18 protein-coding genes, 1 riboswitch and 1 other annotated feature (1 of these 20 only partly in view) are annotated in these 15,522 nt (G+C 53.0%); of the genes, 9 read left to right on the forward strand and 9 right to left on the reverse strand.

Annotated features, from left to right (window positions below; all coding sequences use genetic code 11):
- Window positions 1-4: 4 nt before the first annotated feature.
- Window positions 5-841 carry an electron transfer flavoprotein subunit beta/FixA family protein gene (locus O9139_RS32340; protein ID WP_270885862.1) on the reverse strand — a complete coding sequence of 279 codons (837 nt, stop codon included), beginning with the start codon at window positions 839-841 and terminating at the stop codon, window positions 5-7.
- Window positions 842-1,071: 230 nt separating this feature from the next.
- On the opposite strand from O9139_RS32340, the gene O9139_RS32345 reads away from it, so the two are divergent.
- Both O9139_RS32345 and O9139_RS32350 read left to right on the forward strand, forming a co-directional pair.
- Entirely contained in the window at window positions 1,072-1,872 is an 801-nt protein-coding gene (locus O9139_RS32345; protein ID WP_270886021.1) for a class I SAM-dependent methyltransferase, read from the forward strand.
- Window positions 1,873-1,992: 120 nt separating this feature from the next.
- On the forward strand, window positions 1,993-2,556 hold the full coding sequence (locus O9139_RS32350; RefSeq protein ID WP_270885863.1) for a GNAT family N-acetyltransferase: 564 nt from the start codon (window positions 1,993-1,995) through the stop codon (window positions 2,554-2,556).
- 10 nt (window positions 2,557-2,566) lie between these two features.
- Here the strand turns inward: O9139_RS32350 and coaD are convergent, their stop codons facing one another.
- On the reverse strand, window positions 2,567-3,043 hold the full coding sequence (gene coaD / locus O9139_RS32355) for a pantetheine-phosphate adenylyltransferase (protein WP_270885864.1): 477 nt from the start codon (window positions 3,041-3,043) through the stop codon (window positions 2,567-2,569).
- 150 nt (window positions 3,044-3,193) lie between these two features.
- On the opposite strand from coaD, the gene O9139_RS32360 reads away from it, so the two are divergent.
- Window positions 3,194-3,514: a hypothetical protein gene (locus O9139_RS32360; protein ID WP_270885865.1), complete on the forward strand. Its 321-nt coding sequence runs from the start codon at window positions 3,194-3,196 to the stop codon at window positions 3,512-3,514.
- A 70-nt stretch (window positions 3,515-3,584) separates the two neighbouring features.
- Here O9139_RS32360 and O9139_RS32365 read toward each other — a convergent pair whose 3' ends face one another.
- Together O9139_RS32365 and O9139_RS32370 are read right to left on the reverse strand one after the other, a co-directional pair.
- Window positions 3,585-4,070, reverse strand: coding sequence for a GNAT family N-acetyltransferase (locus O9139_RS32365; RefSeq protein ID WP_270885866.1), 486 nt, complete (start codon window positions 4,068-4,070; stop codon window positions 3,585-3,587).
- Window positions 4,071-4,105: 35 nt separating this feature from the next.
- Complete coding sequence (locus tag O9139_RS32370) at window positions 4,106-4,759, reverse strand: HAD family hydrolase (protein WP_270885867.1); 654 nt, start codon at window positions 4,757-4,759, stop codon at window positions 4,106-4,108.
- 141 nt (window positions 4,760-4,900) lie between these two features.
- Window positions 4,901-4,990: riboswitch (cyclic di-GMP riboswitch) on the forward strand.
- A gap of 60 nt (window positions 4,991-5,050) precedes the next feature.
- On the opposite strand from O9139_RS32370, the gene O9139_RS32375 reads away from it, so the two are divergent.
- Window positions 5,051-6,877 carry a putative bifunctional diguanylate cyclase/phosphodiesterase gene (locus O9139_RS32375; protein WP_270885868.1) on the forward strand — a complete coding sequence of 609 codons (1,827 nt, stop codon included), beginning with the start codon at window positions 5,051-5,053 and terminating at the stop codon, window positions 6,875-6,877.
- A 54-nt stretch (window positions 6,878-6,931) separates the two neighbouring features.
- Here the strand turns inward: O9139_RS32375 and O9139_RS32380 are convergent, their stop codons facing one another.
- Window positions 6,932-8,260, reverse strand: coding sequence for an MFS transporter (locus O9139_RS32380; protein ID WP_270885869.1), 1,329 nt, complete (start codon window positions 8,258-8,260; stop codon window positions 6,932-6,934).
- A 200-nt stretch (window positions 8,261-8,460) separates the two neighbouring features.
- Here O9139_RS32380 and O9139_RS32385 point away from each other — a divergent pair, with 200 nt between their 5' ends.
- The 4 genes from O9139_RS32385 to O9139_RS32400 all read left to right on the forward strand — a co-directional run bounded on the left by O9139_RS32385 (window position 8,461) and on the right by O9139_RS32400 (window position 11,818).
- On the forward strand, window positions 8,461-9,225 hold the full coding sequence (locus tag O9139_RS32385; RefSeq protein ID WP_270885870.1) for a sulfite exporter TauE/SafE family protein: 765 nt from the start codon (window positions 8,461-8,463) through the stop codon (window positions 9,223-9,225).
- Between the two features lie 140 nt (window positions 9,226-9,365).
- Entirely contained in the window at window positions 9,366-9,767 is a 402-nt protein-coding gene (panD, locus tag O9139_RS32390) for an aspartate 1-decarboxylase (RefSeq protein ID WP_270885871.1), read from the forward strand.
- Window positions 9,760-10,497: a YheC/YheD family protein gene (locus tag O9139_RS32395; protein WP_270885872.1), complete on the forward strand. Its 738-nt coding sequence runs from the start codon at window positions 9,760-9,762 to the stop codon at window positions 10,495-10,497. Before panD ends, O9139_RS32395 begins: the two co-directional genes overlap by 8 nt.
- A gap of 103 nt (window positions 10,498-10,600) precedes the next feature.
- Window positions 10,601-11,818 (forward strand): threonine synthase, encoded by a 1,218-nt coding sequence (locus O9139_RS32400; RefSeq protein ID WP_270885873.1) that lies wholly within the window; start codon window positions 10,601-10,603, stop codon window positions 11,816-11,818.
- Window positions 11,819-11,927: 109 nt separating this feature from the next.
- Here O9139_RS32400 and O9139_RS32405 read toward each other — a convergent pair whose 3' ends face one another.
- The 3 genes from O9139_RS32405 to O9139_RS32415 all read right to left on the reverse strand — a co-directional run bounded on the left by O9139_RS32405 (window position 11,928) and on the right by O9139_RS32415 (window position 13,092).
- Window positions 11,928-12,596, reverse strand: a complete 669-nt coding sequence (locus O9139_RS32405) for a hypothetical protein (RefSeq protein ID WP_270885874.1) — start codon at window positions 12,594-12,596, stop codon at window positions 11,928-11,930.
- 90 nt (window positions 12,597-12,686) lie between these two features.
- Window positions 12,687-12,836: a hypothetical protein gene (locus tag O9139_RS32410; protein WP_270885875.1), complete on the reverse strand. Its 150-nt coding sequence runs from the start codon at window positions 12,834-12,836 to the stop codon at window positions 12,687-12,689.
- A 61-nt stretch (window positions 12,837-12,897) separates the two neighbouring features.
- Complete coding sequence (locus O9139_RS32415) at window positions 12,898-13,092, reverse strand: hypothetical protein (protein WP_270885876.1); 195 nt, start codon at window positions 13,090-13,092, stop codon at window positions 12,898-12,900.
- 132 nt (window positions 13,093-13,224) lie between these two features.
- Between O9139_RS32415 and O9139_RS32420 the strand changes: the two genes are divergently transcribed.
- On the forward strand, window positions 13,225-13,419 hold the full coding sequence (locus O9139_RS32420; RefSeq protein WP_270885877.1) for a hypothetical protein: 195 nt from the start codon (window positions 13,225-13,227) through the stop codon (window positions 13,417-13,419).
- Window positions 13,420-13,563: 144 nt separating this feature from the next.
- Here O9139_RS32420 and O9139_RS32425 read toward each other — a convergent pair whose 3' ends face one another.
- Window positions 13,564-15,459: an arginine--tRNA ligase gene (locus O9139_RS32425; protein ID WP_270885878.1), complete on the reverse strand. Its 1,896-nt coding sequence runs from the start codon at window positions 15,457-15,459 to the stop codon at window positions 13,564-13,566.
- 61 nt (window positions 15,460-15,520) lie between these two features.
- Window positions 15,521-15,522, reverse strand: a binding site (T-box leader) (it continues 245 nt past the right edge of the window).

The raw sequence follows: 15,522 nt of genomic DNA on the forward strand, positions 1-15,522 counted from the left end.
CCGTTTATGAAATCCAACCCAAGCGGGCCGGCAAGTCTTTCTCCCATAGCTGATCGGCCAAACTGGCCGCAGCCCCTTCTGCCGTGTCAGAAGTAATCATTTGCGTTTTAACCGCTTTCACTTCTGGCACCCATGTTTTGGCTACGATCGTCGGCGAGCCTTTCAAACCGATTTTCGCTCGCTCCAAGTCCGGAAAATCCGCTGTCGTCCAGACGACCGGCTTATAGCGTGCCGCACGAATCATGCCAGGCAGCGTTGCTCTCCGCACTTTGTTCAGCTCCTTGAGCGCGGTGACCAGAACGGGCATGCTTGTCTCCACAACCTCGACTCCGTCCTCCAACAGTCGGTGCACACGAACTTTCCGCTTGGATGCATCCACACCCACCACTTTGTTCACATAAGTAAGCTGTTCCAAATCCAATCGGCAAGCAACACCCGGTCCGACCTGCCCCGTATCGCCATCAAGTGTCTGCTTGCCGCAGAATACGATATCGACCGGTCCCCAAGTTTCCTCGACCTTACTAATGGTTTTGGCGATCACATAGGAGGTAGCGAGCGTATCTGCACCGGCAAAGCCGCGGTCCGTTACTAGAACGGCCTCGTCTGCGCCTAGCGAGATGCATTCCTTCAAGCCCTTTTCCGCCGGCGGTGGACCCATCGTGACCACTGTCACTCGGGCACCATGCTCATCTTTAATGCGCAGCGCCTCTTCCAAGCCGTGCATATCGTAAAAGTTCACGATGCTTGGAACCCCTTGTCGAATCAGCGTGTTATTTTTAGGATCAATCCGTATCTCTCGGCTGTCAGGTACTTGCTTGATACAAACGACAATATGCAGCATCTCTGCACCCTCCTGTCCCCATTCGAAATCGCCGTGGAACTTGACATCATTGTGAATTTTGTCACAACACACCATTACCAATATATGCAAAAGGAAGTGCAAAATGACCTTCCCTTTATGAAGGATTGTCTAATATTTTTACTTGTGAAGCGACCTATAGGAATTTGTTGGGAGATATGATACACTGAATTTACAATTTCATTATATGATATCATGTTTCATTACATGAAATTAGGAGGCGTTCATTTATGAACAATGACGAGAAATTGAAGGAACACGTGCAAGCGCAGTTTGGCCAGCATGCGGAGAAGTACGTCAATAGCGAGACCCACGCGAAGGGCAGCGACCTGGACGCGCTCATGTCCTGGCTCGATCCTGCTGCCAGCTGGAAAGTCCTCGACATCGCGACAGGCGGCGGCCATGTGGCCAAGCGGCTATCCCCGCATGTACAGCACGTTGTGGCGACCGACTTGACGCCGCTCATGCTGACCGCTGCCAGGACACACCTGGATAGTTCCTCCTGCAGCAATGTCACGTTCGTCATCGCGGATGCCGAGCGGCTGCCGTTTCTTGATGCATCGTTTGATGCGGTCACCTGCCGGATCGCCGCGCATCACTTTCCTCATCCCGATCGCTTCCTGAAAGAAGCGGCACGGGTACTTCGCCCCGGAGGCAAGCTGGTGCTCATCGATAATATCGTCCCTGAAGATGCCGAGCTCGGCGTTTTCATGAATACATTCGAGGCGATGCGCGACTATAGTCATGTCCGCTGCCTGCCGGTATCGGAATGGCAAACGCTCGCCGCTGCGGCCGGGCTGCATCTTGAGCAGTCGCAATCCGCACGCAAAACGCACAATTTCCCTGATTGGGTGCGCCGCACGCTGGACGACGAAGAGCAAATCAGCCATGTCGAACGGTACATTTCGGAGGCAGGCCCCCACATGCACGATTATTTTTCCGTGCACATCGATCATGGCGCTGTGCAATCGCTGGAAATCGACGACTGGCGGGCGCTTTTTAGCAAATCTTGAGACCATCGGGCTGGATCTGGCGAATCGCGCTGGCTCCGGCCTTTTTCATATATAAGGGCGTGTGGTAGGATAGAATGATAGACACAAAGATATATCATATAGAGAGAGGATGTTAAGAGAATGACCTATACCGGCGAACGCATCTATATCCGTTTCTTCGAAGTTTCCGACGCAGAGGCGTTGCTGAGCTTGCACAAGCGCAATCGTGAGTTTTTCCAAGCTTTCACCCCGCTTCGCGAGGAGAGCTATTATACACTTGATAAGCAGATCTCGAACATTCACAGCTGGGAAGAAGATCGGAAAAAAGGTACTAAGTTCAACTTCGGCATTTTCCTGAAGGAAACGGATGAGCTAATCGGTGATATCAGCCTGTTTGAGGTAATACGCGGGCCGCTGCAGAAGGCGATGATGGGCTACTCGCTCGATGCTGCGCATAACGGCAAAGGCTACATGAGCGAGGCGGCGAAGCTTGTCGTTCGCTACGCTTTTGAACATGAAAAACTCCATCGCTTGGAGGCCGGCGTCAAGCCCAGCAATGGAGGTTCGCTGCGGATATTGGAAAAAGCAGGGTTTCAACGTGAAGGCATCGCCCGCAAAAATGTGAAGATCAACGACGTCTGGGAAGACCACGTCATGCTTTCGTTATTGTACGAGGACTTGTACACAGAACCTCGCGAAGCTTAGGCCTAATCGATTACTCCTTATAAGTCATCATTTTATCAAATGCGTCATTTTCCATATATGCCCGGGCCAGTTCGGCTTTCCCAGAGGTCAGAAACATTCTGACGAGAGAGCTGCTGGTCTGCATATAAGGCGTATACGGCGATAAATAGATCGTATCCGCGTTCGTCGTGCTTCTCATGTACTGCTCCAGCTGAAGCTCGTACTCCAGATCCGTCGCATTGCGGATGCCGCGAATGATTGCCTTGATGCCGTGCTCATTCACATAGTCGGCAACAATGCCTTCGAAGGCGACGATGCGGATGTTGCGGTCCCGGGGAATAGACAGCTGAACAAGCTCTGTCCGCTGTTCAATTGTAAAAAAGTGATGTTTCGTACGGTTGTTCGCCACAAGAATGTGCATTTCATCAAATAAGCTCGTCGCCCTCTCAATAACGGAGGTATGGCCTAACGTAATTGGATCAAAGCTTCCTGCGTATGCTACCTTCATCCTATTCCCTCCACTGCCGAATGATCGTTCCTAATCCCTTGCAGAATGCTTACCCTAAGCCTAGCCAAGCGCCCATGAAATCATAACTCCAATTGACTCCTAAGCACCGATTCTCCTTGGGCCCCATAGACTAAAGCGGAGGAGATCAACATGCTCAAAATGATGACAGATTCCGTTCGCTTCCCGGAGAAAATAGGTGCAGGTCGAACGATTGTTAAGAAGTATTCCACCTACCCCCATCCTGTCCGCCAAGTCTCGGCTTCCTTATCCGGCATTGACTACGGCTTCTCGGATGCGGAAGGTTCCTTCTTTCGTTCCCAGATTCAGCTGACGACCAAAATACTGTCCACGTACACGTTTCAAGTCAGTACCTTGTTCGGATTTCGATCGCAGGCGTTCGATAAGCGGGTCGACGCCACCATTCAATACAATTTGCTCATTGAAAGCGCAGATGGCACCCGTTATGAATAATCAAAAAAGAGTACTCCCGTAAGCGTGTCTGCATGCTCTCGAAGTACTCTTTTTATATCCGCAATCGTTGTTATTCGTCGGTTTCTTCATCCACCTCATACGTGCACTGGAACCGCTCAACACCTGGGTATTTCTCGCCCAAGCTGTTAATGACGAAGCCGACATTCCGGTAAAATTCAACGGTTTCCTCATCCGTCTCCGTCACAATTCGTTCCGGCTGGAACTCGGCGATCGTCTCCAGAAGGATGCCTCGGCCAAACCCGACTCCCCGGCTCTCCGGCTCCACAGCCAAATGCAGCAGGTGCATGACCTTATGCTCATCGAGCCGATAGCCAATAATCCCTACATATCGTTCCTCGGATTCGTACACATACAGATGCGTCGCCTCGTCGGCTCTATAGACCGCTATCGCTTGGTCCAGCTGCTCCGGATCAGGGAATATGCTGTAGCCAAGCAGTTCCTGGATCTGCGGTTCTTCTATCCGATTTTTCACATCGATTAACATATCAGTCACTTCTTTCTTCACTCTTCTGATCTTTATTTTAATCTTGTTCATGCGCTCTTTCAACTCTAGCTCTAACGTCCTCCCTGCTAGACATAAGCTAACAGCTCCAGCAGATGCTGAATATGAGCAAAAGCTTGAACGCCTTTGTCCGATAGCGCCTCCTGCGAGCCGCCGTAGCTTATAAAAGGAATGCCAGCCTCCATCGAAGCCCGCCCGTCGATCCAGGAATCGCCAATTGAAAGCCACGCCTCCTCTTGCACTTGAGGGAACTGGCGCTTTGCCGCCAAATAGCCGGAAGGCGACGGCTTCATCGCCTGCATCTGCTCTCTGCCGATCACCAGATCAAAAAAATGATCAATCTGCGTGATCTCCAGCGCATGCCGCGCCGCTTGATACGAATTATTCGTAACAATGACCAGCGTATACTTGCCGGCCAAGGTGGACAGCAGCTCCCGTGCTCCCGTCTCAAGCCCCGCCTCCTCCATCCCGGCGACCTCATGCTTCTGGGCAATCCGCATGGCAGCGTCATACATCTCATCGGTAAGGCCCTGGGCCTTCGCTCTCTCTAGCAGCGTAGAGGTCGTATGGTCAGCGATGGATATGGATGCGGACAGCACGCCGCTGTCGATCAAATAGCCGGCCACTTCGCGTTTCATCGCCTGAAAATCGATATGCGATTGGAGCAGTGTATTATCCATGTCAAACACAATGCCCTGTACCGTGTTTACGTTTGCCCTCACTCTTTTTCCCCTCCGCTAAATGGTAGATTTATGTAAAGTTAATCACTTTCGACATTTTCTTACGGAATTAAGCACACATTGCTATGGACGCAAAATTTGCGCCTCTTTATAATAAGTCTCAGATTGTATATGTGTCTACGAATCTGATAAAGGCAAATCATCGGAAACGATGAGACGCAAAGCCATGGCCTAACGCATCCGCCTGGGTGCTATGGTAGACAGGTTACCGAGTAGCGAGGGTCCATCCTGTTATTCGGGATGGGCCTTTCTTATGAAAAATGAGGTGATGCGATGCATCCTTTAGCCATGATTCATTCCCCTTTATTACTCGCACTGCTATCGTTCATCATTGTGCTTTTTGTCGCTTACTCCATACTTGTTTTTGCCAATAAGTTGCGTGGTCCTTTCGCAAACCGGCGTGTTACCGCGCAAACGGCCTTGAAAGCCGCCGTGACAGATTCCGTCATCGACTGCATCCTGATCGTTAACCGCCGCGGATGGATCATTGAATGGAATCCGGCTGCTGAACGAACATTCGGTTGCACCCGATCCGAGGCGCTCCGCCGCACTTTGTTTGATTTCTTGTTCCCCATTGACCAAAATGGACAAGAAGCAGCCGCTTTATTTCAACGCCTCAACAATTATGACAAAGCTGTCATAGGAAAACGCATCGAAATGGACGCGTTCCGAGCGAACGGCAGCAAGTTTCCTGCGGAAATCACGATCACCGCCGCCCATGTCGGCGGCCAACCTGTCTATATCACTCATCTGCGTGACTTGACGGAGAAGAAAAAGGTCGAAGATATGATCAATCAGCTGGCCTATTACGATCTGCTTACCGGCCTGCCGAACCGCAACCAGTTTCATCAGTTTTTTGTTGATATGCTGGATGCCGCCCGCAGCCACGAGCATAGCGTTGCTGTCCTCTTCCTCGATATTAACCGCTTTAAGCACATCAACGATACGTTAGGCCATCCGGTCGGCGATCAAGTTTTGCAAAAGTTTTCCGCTTTGCTTTCGCGCAGCTTGGCCGCGGAGAGCATCGCCTCGCGGCTTAGCGGCGATGAATTCGTCATTCTTATGTCTCAGGCGAATCGTGAGTCCGCCGCCAGACAAGCTGAATCCGTCATCCGTCAGCTCTATACGCCGTTTAGTTTGAATGAGCGCGATGTTGTCGTATCCACGAGCATTGGCATCGCCATATTCCCTGAAGATGGCGAGGACACGGACGTGCTGCTCAAGCATGCCGATCAAGCTATGTACGCGGCCAAAGAGCGCGGCCCCGGCCGTTATCAGTTTTTCGAACCCAGCATGAATAGGCTCTATAATCGCCGTATAGCGATTGAGCAGGCTTTGCGGCACGCCTTGGACAACGGTGAGTTCGCGCTGGCGTATCAGCCCGCCTTTCATTTGCCAACTGGCGCCATGATCGGCGTGGAAGCCTTGCTTCGCTGGGAGAACGCGCAGCTTGGCAGCATTAAGCCTAAGGAGTTCATCCCCATTGCCGAGGAATCCGGCCAAATCTCGGCCATCGAGAATTGGGTGCTGCGCACCGCCTGCGCCCAGATGAAGGCGTGGCATGACGCAGGGATGATCCGCGTTCCGATCGCGGTGCATGTATCCGCCATTCAGCTGCATGAGCGGCTGGCGCCCACGCTTTCCGCTATTTTGCAGGAGACAGGGCTCGACGCCCGCTATGTGGAGCTTGAAATTAGCGAGAGCACAGCGATGATCAATGATTCGGACATTCTTGAACAACTGATTGCCTTAAAGAACCTCGGCCTCAGCCTGGTCCTCGACAATTTCGGCGCCGGCTCGTCCTTGAACGTGTTGCGCCATGTTCCGGTGGATACGCTGAAAATCGATAAATCGTTCGTGCATGCGATTTCGGCCTCGCAAGAAGAGGCTCGTATGGTATCCGCCATCGTGGCGATGGCCCGCAGCCTGAAGTTGAACGTCATCGCCGAAGGCGTTGAAACGCAGGAACAGCTGCTGTTTCTGGACAAGCACGGCTGCCATCTGGCCCAAGGCTATATGCTCTGTGTGCCTTTAACAGCCGCACAATTTGCAAGTCATTATGTCTACCCTGCTGCTATGGCTCACCTGGAAGCACTTTAATTGAAAAGCCGGATCGCGCTGAAGGCGCCGTCCGGCTTGTTATTGTTTGGCGGGCTAAGCTCCGATACCCGCTTGCTTCGCTGCCGACGGAATGGCAAATGGCGCGGCGAAAGCCGCAATACTGGCGACAAGCGCAAACACAAACATGCTGTGAATGCCGCTATAGAAGCTTGGCGTGCCGTTCAATATTGCGCCCATAATCGTTACACTGATGGCTGTGCCAATATTGCGGGCAAACAGCTGCAATGACGTCGATATGCCCTTTTGGTGCGGTTCTACGAGCTGCTGTGAGCCGATCGTTGAGATCGTGAAGATTATGCCGAAGGCTAAGCCAAGCACGGTTAGCGCCGTAAACGAGTACCAGAATGAAGAGCTTTCGCGCAAAAAATAAAGCATAATGGCGGTCACTAACATGAACGCGTTTCCAATTATTAACAACGGCTTATACCCATACTTTAGCACCCATTTGCCTCCGGGGACGGCAACCGCCATCCAGCCGATTGAGGTGGACAACAACGCGATGCCGCTGATGAAGAGCGAATAGCCCTGCGTCTGCATGAACAGCGGCATAAAGCTGGAAGTGCCGAACAGCGCCAGGCAGCTGAGAAAGGAACCGGCGATCATCACCGCAACAGGACGGTTGCTCAGCAGGGACAGCGGCACGATCGGCGAGCTTTGTTTGCGTTCATACCAGAAGAAAGCGATCAAGAGCACAGCACCCGCCGCGCCATACCAAACCATGTGCTGCTTCACAGCCGTTGTCAGCAGCAGCAGCGAGACGCCGGCTGAGAACAGCAGCGCGCCGCCATAATCGATGGGCGAGCGCTTAGGCGAGTACACTTCCTGATACGGGAGCAGCGTCAGCAGCGCAATGAGGCACACCGGGATGTTGACAAAAAAGATCCAGCGCCAGGTCATATAAGTAACGAAAAAAGTGCCCAACAGCGGCGCCAAGATCGCGGAAAGCCCCCACATGCCCGTAAAAAAGGCCTGCACCTTCCCCCGCTGCTCAACGCTGAACAGATCCCCGGCAATAATCGAAGGAAAAGGCATCATCACGCCGGCCCCAATCCCCTGTATCGCGCGGAAAATAATGAGCTGGATCATCGACTGCGACAACCCGCACAACAACGACCCGCCAAGAAACAACACAATCCCCGTAGCAAAAATCTTTTTGCGCCCAAACAAATCGGACAGCCGGCCAGCCACTGGCGCGAGCACCGTCGAAATCACCATATACGACGTAAATGCCCAGGCATACAAATCATGGCCGCCGATCTCTTTGACGATCACGGGCATGGTCGTGTTGGCAATTGTCGTGTCCATCGAGGCGACAAGCATGGCGAGGACGATGCTGACCATCACCGTAGTACGGCTTTTCATTATTTACACCTCCGAATCTTCAATGCTTTCCAGTCTCTCTATGTTAACATACGCGCTGACCGTACAGGGACATTCACCCAGAATGAAGTCCAGCCATATATTGAACGGTGGCTCCTGTATATTTTCCCCTTTACAAATACAAGCACCATGGAATAAAATAAATCCAATATGATTAGTAGGAATTGAGAGGACATGACGACATGACTTTAAGCATTTTATTGATGGGCGTTTTGGTTGGTTTCCTGGTCGGCTTAACAGGTGTTGGCGGCGCGTCGCTGCTCACCCCTATCTTGGTCATGATCGGTATTCATCCTTCCATTGCCGTGGGTACCGACCTGTTGTATAACTCTGTCACCAAACTATTCGGCACGATTCAGCACTGGCGGCAAAAGTCAATCGATTGGCGGCTTGTCAAACATTTGGCTATGGGCAGCATTCCCGGTGTCATTCTCGCTGTCGGTTTTCTGCGCTTGTTTGAATCGTATTACCATAATCAAGAGGTCATCATTAAGCATGCGTTGGGCTACGTACTTATTCTTGTGGCGATTGCTACGCTTATCAAAGTCTTCTTCGGCCATAAAATCAAAGAGAACCGCTGGCAATTAAAATCGCTTGAAGAGAAGCGCGGTCTGACTATTACCATCGGCGCCGTGCTCGGCTTCATCGTCGGCCTAACTTCCATCGGCTCCGGCTCGCTCTACGCCATTGCGATGCTCTACTTCTTCCGCATGAGCGCCACACAGCTCGTCGGCACTGATATCGCGCACGCCTTCTTCTTGGCCACGACGGCCGGCGTTCTGCATGCTAGCATGGGAAACGTAAACTACACGCTCGTGCTGAACTTGCTGCTCGGCTCGATCCCCGGCGTTCTCGTAGGCAGTATGCTCTCCGCCAAAGCGCCGACTGCGCTGCTGCGAACGATCATCGCCAGCCTCGTGCTGATCAGCGGCTTAAAGCTTATCTGAACAATCCCCCGTCCCCGCAAGGGGATTTTTTTTTGTTTACGCCCATTTTCCGCTAATCGGGTCAAATGCCTGCACCGCTAATGGCAAATTGCTCATACGTTGTGATGAATACCTAAAGCCATAACGAAGGAGTGCCGCGCATGCAGCGATTAATGTGCAAAGGAAAAATACATCGGGCCACCGTCACGGAAGCGGATCTGAACTATGTAGGGAGCATCACGATAGACGGCCTGCTGATGCGAAAAGCGAACATTTTACCCTATGAAATGGTCCAGGTTACGAGTCTCCGCAACGCCACCCGCTGGAAAACATATGCCATCCCCGCACCTGAAGGCTGTGGCAAAATCGGCTTGAACGGCCCTCCGGCCCATCTTTTTCAACCTGGCGACCTGGTGGTCATCTTAAGCCTTGGTCTTATGAATGAGGATGAAATTCGCGCGCTCAAGCCGCAGGTTGTTTTCGTGGATGAACGGAACCAGCTTGTCTCCGTGGAAGAGCACGATCTTGTCATTACGAAGCAAGAAGCGAAGAACCATGAGTAAATTAAGCACCAGCAAGTGGACCAAATATAAAATTATGCGAAAAGACGCCAAACTTCTCCCCCACCTGCCCAAGACCAAATGGCTTAGGGAAAGCTCGCTCTGGCGCATGCTGGATAAATATGATCAGGTCATCATCAAACCAACCGGCAGCTACGGCGGCCATGGCGTCATCCGCATCAAGAGGCTGGCCGGTGGCACTTATCAAGTTCATAACGGCGCGAACAAGAAAACGTACCAAAGCAAGTCTGCACTCAATGCTTATATTCATAAATACAGCAAGAAAACGTATCTCGTGCAGCAGCGCATTCCGCTGGCAACGGTGAAAGGACGCCCCTTTGACCTGCGTGTCATGGTGCAGCGCAGCAGCCGCAAAGCCCCTTGGCAGGTGACAGGCAAGCTGGCGAAGGTCGCCGGCAAAGGCTTCATTGTCACCAACGTGCGCCGCAGCAGCGGCAAGGTCGTTTCCGTCGAGCACGTGCTGAATCATTCCGCCTTAAAGAGCATGTCACGAGCCCGGTTGCTGGAAAAAATGGATAAAGTCGCGCTGGACTCCGCCAGGCAGCTGGACGCCTCCTATCCATGGGTGCACACGATGGGCATCGATATGGGCCTGGATCATGATGGGAATGTATGGGTCATTGAAGTCAACTTTGCGCCGATGTTGGGGCTGTTCCTGAAGTTGAAAAATAAATCGATGTTCCGCAAGATCAAATCTTTTTCCAAGAAATAAGGCGATGCCCTTAGACACATGCCGTCCCCTTCGCCGTATTCCGCTAATAGTCTAATTCAGTAGAGCGCGTTTGTACTATACAACCTCTCCAAGGAGGCAGACTATGAATCGGAATCGGATGAGGCTTATCTGCTCGCGGTGCTCGCAATCGCTCCCTTTTCGCTACCAGAATATGAAATGCACTTGCGGCGGCACCCTGCTGGTCGATTATGATGTGGAGCAAATTGCAAGCATGTTGACCAAAGAAGCGCTTGTCCAACGCTACCCTTCGATGTGGAGATATTATGAATTGCTTCCGGTAAGCAAACCGGACTGTATCGTCTCCTTAGGCGAAGGCTGGACACCGCTTCTGCGCATGTATGAAAGTGAGAAAAAGCTGCCGATCCGGCAGTTGTGGGTAAAAAGAGAAGAACAAAATCCGACGGGCAGCTTCAAGTCCCGCGGCTTCTCCGCCGCCGTCTCGCTGCTGAAAGAAGCCGGCGTCACCAAAGCCGCCGTCCCTTCGAACGGCAACGCTGCCGGCGCTTTGGCGGCGTATGCGGCCCGTGCGGGCATTGCCGCGTATGCGTTTATACCGCGGGACTGTCCGCCGCTGATCGTGCAAGAATGTACGGATTATGGCGCGCATACGTTCTTAGTTGATGGGCTCATCCACGATGCGGGCGCTATTATTGACGCCGGCAAGGATGAGCAAGGCTGGGTCAATGTCGGCACGCTGCGGGAACCTGGACGGGTGGAAGGCAAAAAGACAATGGGGCTCGAGCTGGCTGAGCAGCTGGGGTGGAAGCTTCCAGATGTCATTATTTATCCGACCGGCGGCGGATCCGGAATCATCGGGATGTGGAAAGCGTTCCGCGAGCTGCAAGCGCTGGGCTGGATCGACGGGCCGCTGCCGAGATTCGTCTGCGTGCAGGAGGAGGGCTGCCAGCCTGTCGTCGACGGCTTAGCTGCGCGGGCGCAAGTAAGCGCCGTCTCGGCGGAAGGGGCGTGCAAGCCAAACCCGACAGGGATGCGCGTCCCGAATCCTCCGGATTTGGAGCTGGTCCTGTCGACGGTCGAGCAAAGCGGCGGCACGGCCATCGCGCTGCCTGCCGAGCAGATCGCCAGCGCGGCCGCGAGCCTTGGCGCGCTAGGCATTTCCGCGTCGCCGGAAGGCGCTGCGACGTGGGCGGGCCTGCTTGCCGGCTGTGACAGCGGCTGGCTGCGGCCAACGGACTCCGTCGTGCTGTTCAACACTTCGCACGCCCTCAAGTACGCGACGTTAGCTGGACTGACGCAGCCGCGCACGATTCGGAGCTACGCAGACTTCCGCTCTCTCTAAAAAAAGCCAGGGACACAGGTGAACTCCACCTAATGTTAGACTCAACTAACATTGGAGATGCAGTTCAACAGTTCCCTGGCTTTATTTCTTGCTCTGCGCCTACGCGGCATTATTCGCTTGGTGTGCCTGCGCTGTCGCCTAAATTATTTTCTTCATATAGACGGTACATCGCTTGCACCATCGGCTCTGCCGGATCACGATTCAGCAGGTAAAGCGTCATCAAATATTGCAATGGCAGCGCGCATGTGTTGTTGCCTTCAATAACGGAAACGAAGCCCGCTTCGAGAACTGGACCATGCTCCGGATGAAGCTCCAGGTCTACATAAACTTTTTGATCCGGGAATTCTTCACGGATGGCACCGGCGCAATATGGAACGATATGTTTATCCAACAGTTCCTTCGCTTCGTCTTCCGATTGCGGCGGGTTCGGCAGCGGATGGCTTTCCGGGCTGCGAAGCAAGTCGACGAAGAACGAGGACATCCATAGGATGGCGTTCGGGTTAGTTTGGAAATTACGCATGATTTCATTTAAGAAAAATCCGCAAGTGCAGGTTTTGCCTTCTTTAGTCAAAGTAAACGCAAACATCGGACCATACGTCGGATTGTTGCCGATTTGTCCATCGACTTCATACTCCGGGTACTGCCCCTGCAGCACTTGTTGAATGTTCTGAAACCAGTTCATGATCAATTGGGCTCTCGCTTGTTCCTGCCCAGCTTCTAGTTCTGCTTGTTCTTGTTCAGTGAGCTCAGCTTGAGTCTCGGTATCTTTTTCAGTCATTAGCGTTGAAGCCTCCTGGATCAATCAAATTGGCACGAATACTTCTATTGTACCGCATTTGTCCAAGTTCAGAAAGCTTTAGTTGCGACATTATGGGCGAATGCGCACGACGCCGACCTCCGAAGCATTGACAATAATCGCATTTCCGCCTTGCCCGATGGACGCTTTGGCGCTTTGTCCAATTTTTACTCTTGTTGAACCGCTTGTTACGGTTTGTCTTCTGGTTGCTTTGCGTTTCATCCGCGAACACCCCCTTTCCTTGCCGGTCCTGGTAAAATCCTAGCCTGAAGCTGTGCGGGGGCTAGCGTTTTTTCTTGCTTTTGTTGGTGCGCTTGCGGTTCTTGGCGGCGTTCTTGATAATCTGAATGTTCAAAGCGTTACTGGCGAGCACATTGCCCTGCTCAGCAGCGGCTTTGGCCGACTGGTAAATTTTGATGACGATAAAATTGTTCTTCCCCATGCGGTACCTGTACGTCTTCACTCGCGAACGAACCAAGCGTCATCCCCTCCTGCGGACATATTCCATTTAGCATATGATGCAGGGAAACAGCCCGTCTCGGCGCATGGTCGGGGGGCGCGGGAGCGGCGGGAACAACGGAGCCACGTGGATGACGGAGCCTCAGGGAAGGTGGTGGGAGGCCCACTTCAGGTGGCTGCAGACGGGATAAAACCCGCTAACTGCGCTGCCTGCGGCGTAGGTAGGCGCTGTAGGCCGATTTTGCCGAACTACAGCGACCACCAACGCCTTATTCCGCCGAATTTCGCCCAGCAATTGGGCAAAACCGAACTACAGCGCAAATGGCTGCGCAAAGGCTCACTGTAGGCAGGCAAAAATCGAACTACAACCATTTAAGCTACCTCAAGCCACCTTTAACGGCTGATCATAGCGGATATCCTGGCTAAACGGTCCCGCATCCCGCCTCGGCGCACAGCGACCCAATGCGCCCAGAGCACCTCGCACCTCAACTTACATCCCCTTCGGCGTCGGCAGCCCGAGCACCTCTAGCGCATGGTGCAGCGTCTCCTTGTAACGCTGCGTGATCCACAGGCGGTGCGCGATAAGGTCCGCATCACCTTTGAGCACCGGACACGCACTGTAAAAATGGTTGAACAACGACGCCAGTTCAAACGCATAATGGCAAATCAAGCTCGGCGCCAGCTGCTGGACGGCTGCTTCCAGTGTCTCCGGCCAGTAGGCGATCTGCCTGAGCAGCTGATTTTCCTGCTCGGCGAGCAGAGTCACATCAAGCTTGCCCTTGCCCACCAAAGCTTGCAGTTCCGGCTGCACAGCCGCTTTTTCCAAAATGCTGTTCGCCCGCGTATAGGCATACAGCAAATACACACCTGAGTTGCCCGTCACCTCGGTCGCCTGCTGCAGATCAAAAACAACCTCCGTTTGCAGCTGATATTTCAGCAAATAATAGCGAATGGCCGCAGCAGCAATAGCTTTGCTGGAGATACCCGCTTGACGCGAGCGCTTAGCGTCGATGATGCTCTCCATGCGCGTCAGCAGATCGGCCACTTTGATGCCGATCCCTTGGCGTCCTGACATCGCATAAGCGGCTTTGCCATCAGCGACGTCGATGCCGAGGCCCGCAGCCGTGTCCGGGCTGAGCGATACGACGCCGTAGCTCACATGCTTAAGCTGGCTCGCCTGCTCATCGTAGCCGAGGACACTCAACGCCAGCTTTACCATAGCTTGCGGATATTGCTGGCGGTGATCGATGACATTGATGACGCAATCTGCGCGTCCAATCGGTTTTTTACTGCCGGACGGAGCGGTTGACCACAGCCCTTCCGACCATTTTTTATAAACAAAATCGTTCGGCAATATCCCGAATTTCCACAAATGATAAGCGATATCCTTGGCCGTATAGGTCAAGATGCCATTGGAACGGACGAGCACTTTATCCGCTTGAAAATCGGCGTTCTCCTCCGCCCCAGGTCCCTCAGAAGACTGCTTCAGCACCCAGCAGCCGGCCAGCTTGCCCTCGGTCTCCTTATGGAACATGCCGGTTTCCTGCAGCAGCGCAAAGGCATCCTGCCAAAAGCCGGCCTTCACAATGCTGCTCTCCCACACGAGCACATCGTAGCCGATGCCAAAATGCTTCATCTCTTCCAGCTGCTCGCGGACGATACGTTCGGCAACGAGCTCGCCTACCCATGCCAGATTAGAAGATCCTTCCTCCAAGGCATGGAGAACCTTCACGCGCTCATCCAGCAGCGCCGGGTTTTCCTTGAAAGCATGGTTGACCTTGGCATACGTTTCCCAGCAAAAGTCGCCAAATCGGGCGTAAGACTGTTCCGTTTGGGTATGCAGCAGCCCCACAACCGTATCAGCTAATTGATTGCCCAGATCGTCAATGTAATTGTGCACTTCGACTTGATAGCCGGCATAGCGCAGCATGCGCGATAAGGAATCGCCAATGCAGGAGTTGCGCAGATGACCGACATGAGCTGCTTTATTGGGATTGATCGACGTATGCTCGACGAGCACTTTCAGCGGTTTCCCTTCGCGCATCCCTTCTTGGGCGATCACCGCAGCCCCCTCCATCTCCGCCCATAACGTCCAATTCACATAAAAGTTCAAATACCCCGGCGGAGCGACATCCACTTGGCGGAATAAGCTCTGCACGCTGCCCTGTTCTTGAATGCGCTGCTGCAGCGTCTGTGCGATGTGCAGCGGGGGTTTGCGCAATATTTTAGCCAACTGCATGGCAATATTGCTGCTATAGTCGCCGTGCTCGGAACGCACGGGGTGCTCCGTGACAATTTTTAGCGTTGCCGGATGCTCCACGCCTTCCTCCAGCAGTAATGCGGTAACTTGCTTTTCAATCCCATCAGCTAAATGTTTGTGCAGCATCTTGTTTCCTCCTTCGTCATTCAAGCCATCCATTCGGCGAACGCAAAAAAGCCCCCGTCTCCA

Origin of the sequence: Paenibacillus aestuarii, from assembly GCF_027789125.1 — a bacterium.
GTDB classification, from domain to species: domain Bacteria; phylum Bacillota; class Bacilli; order Paenibacillales; family NBRC-103111; genus Paenibacillus_E; species Paenibacillus_E aestuarii.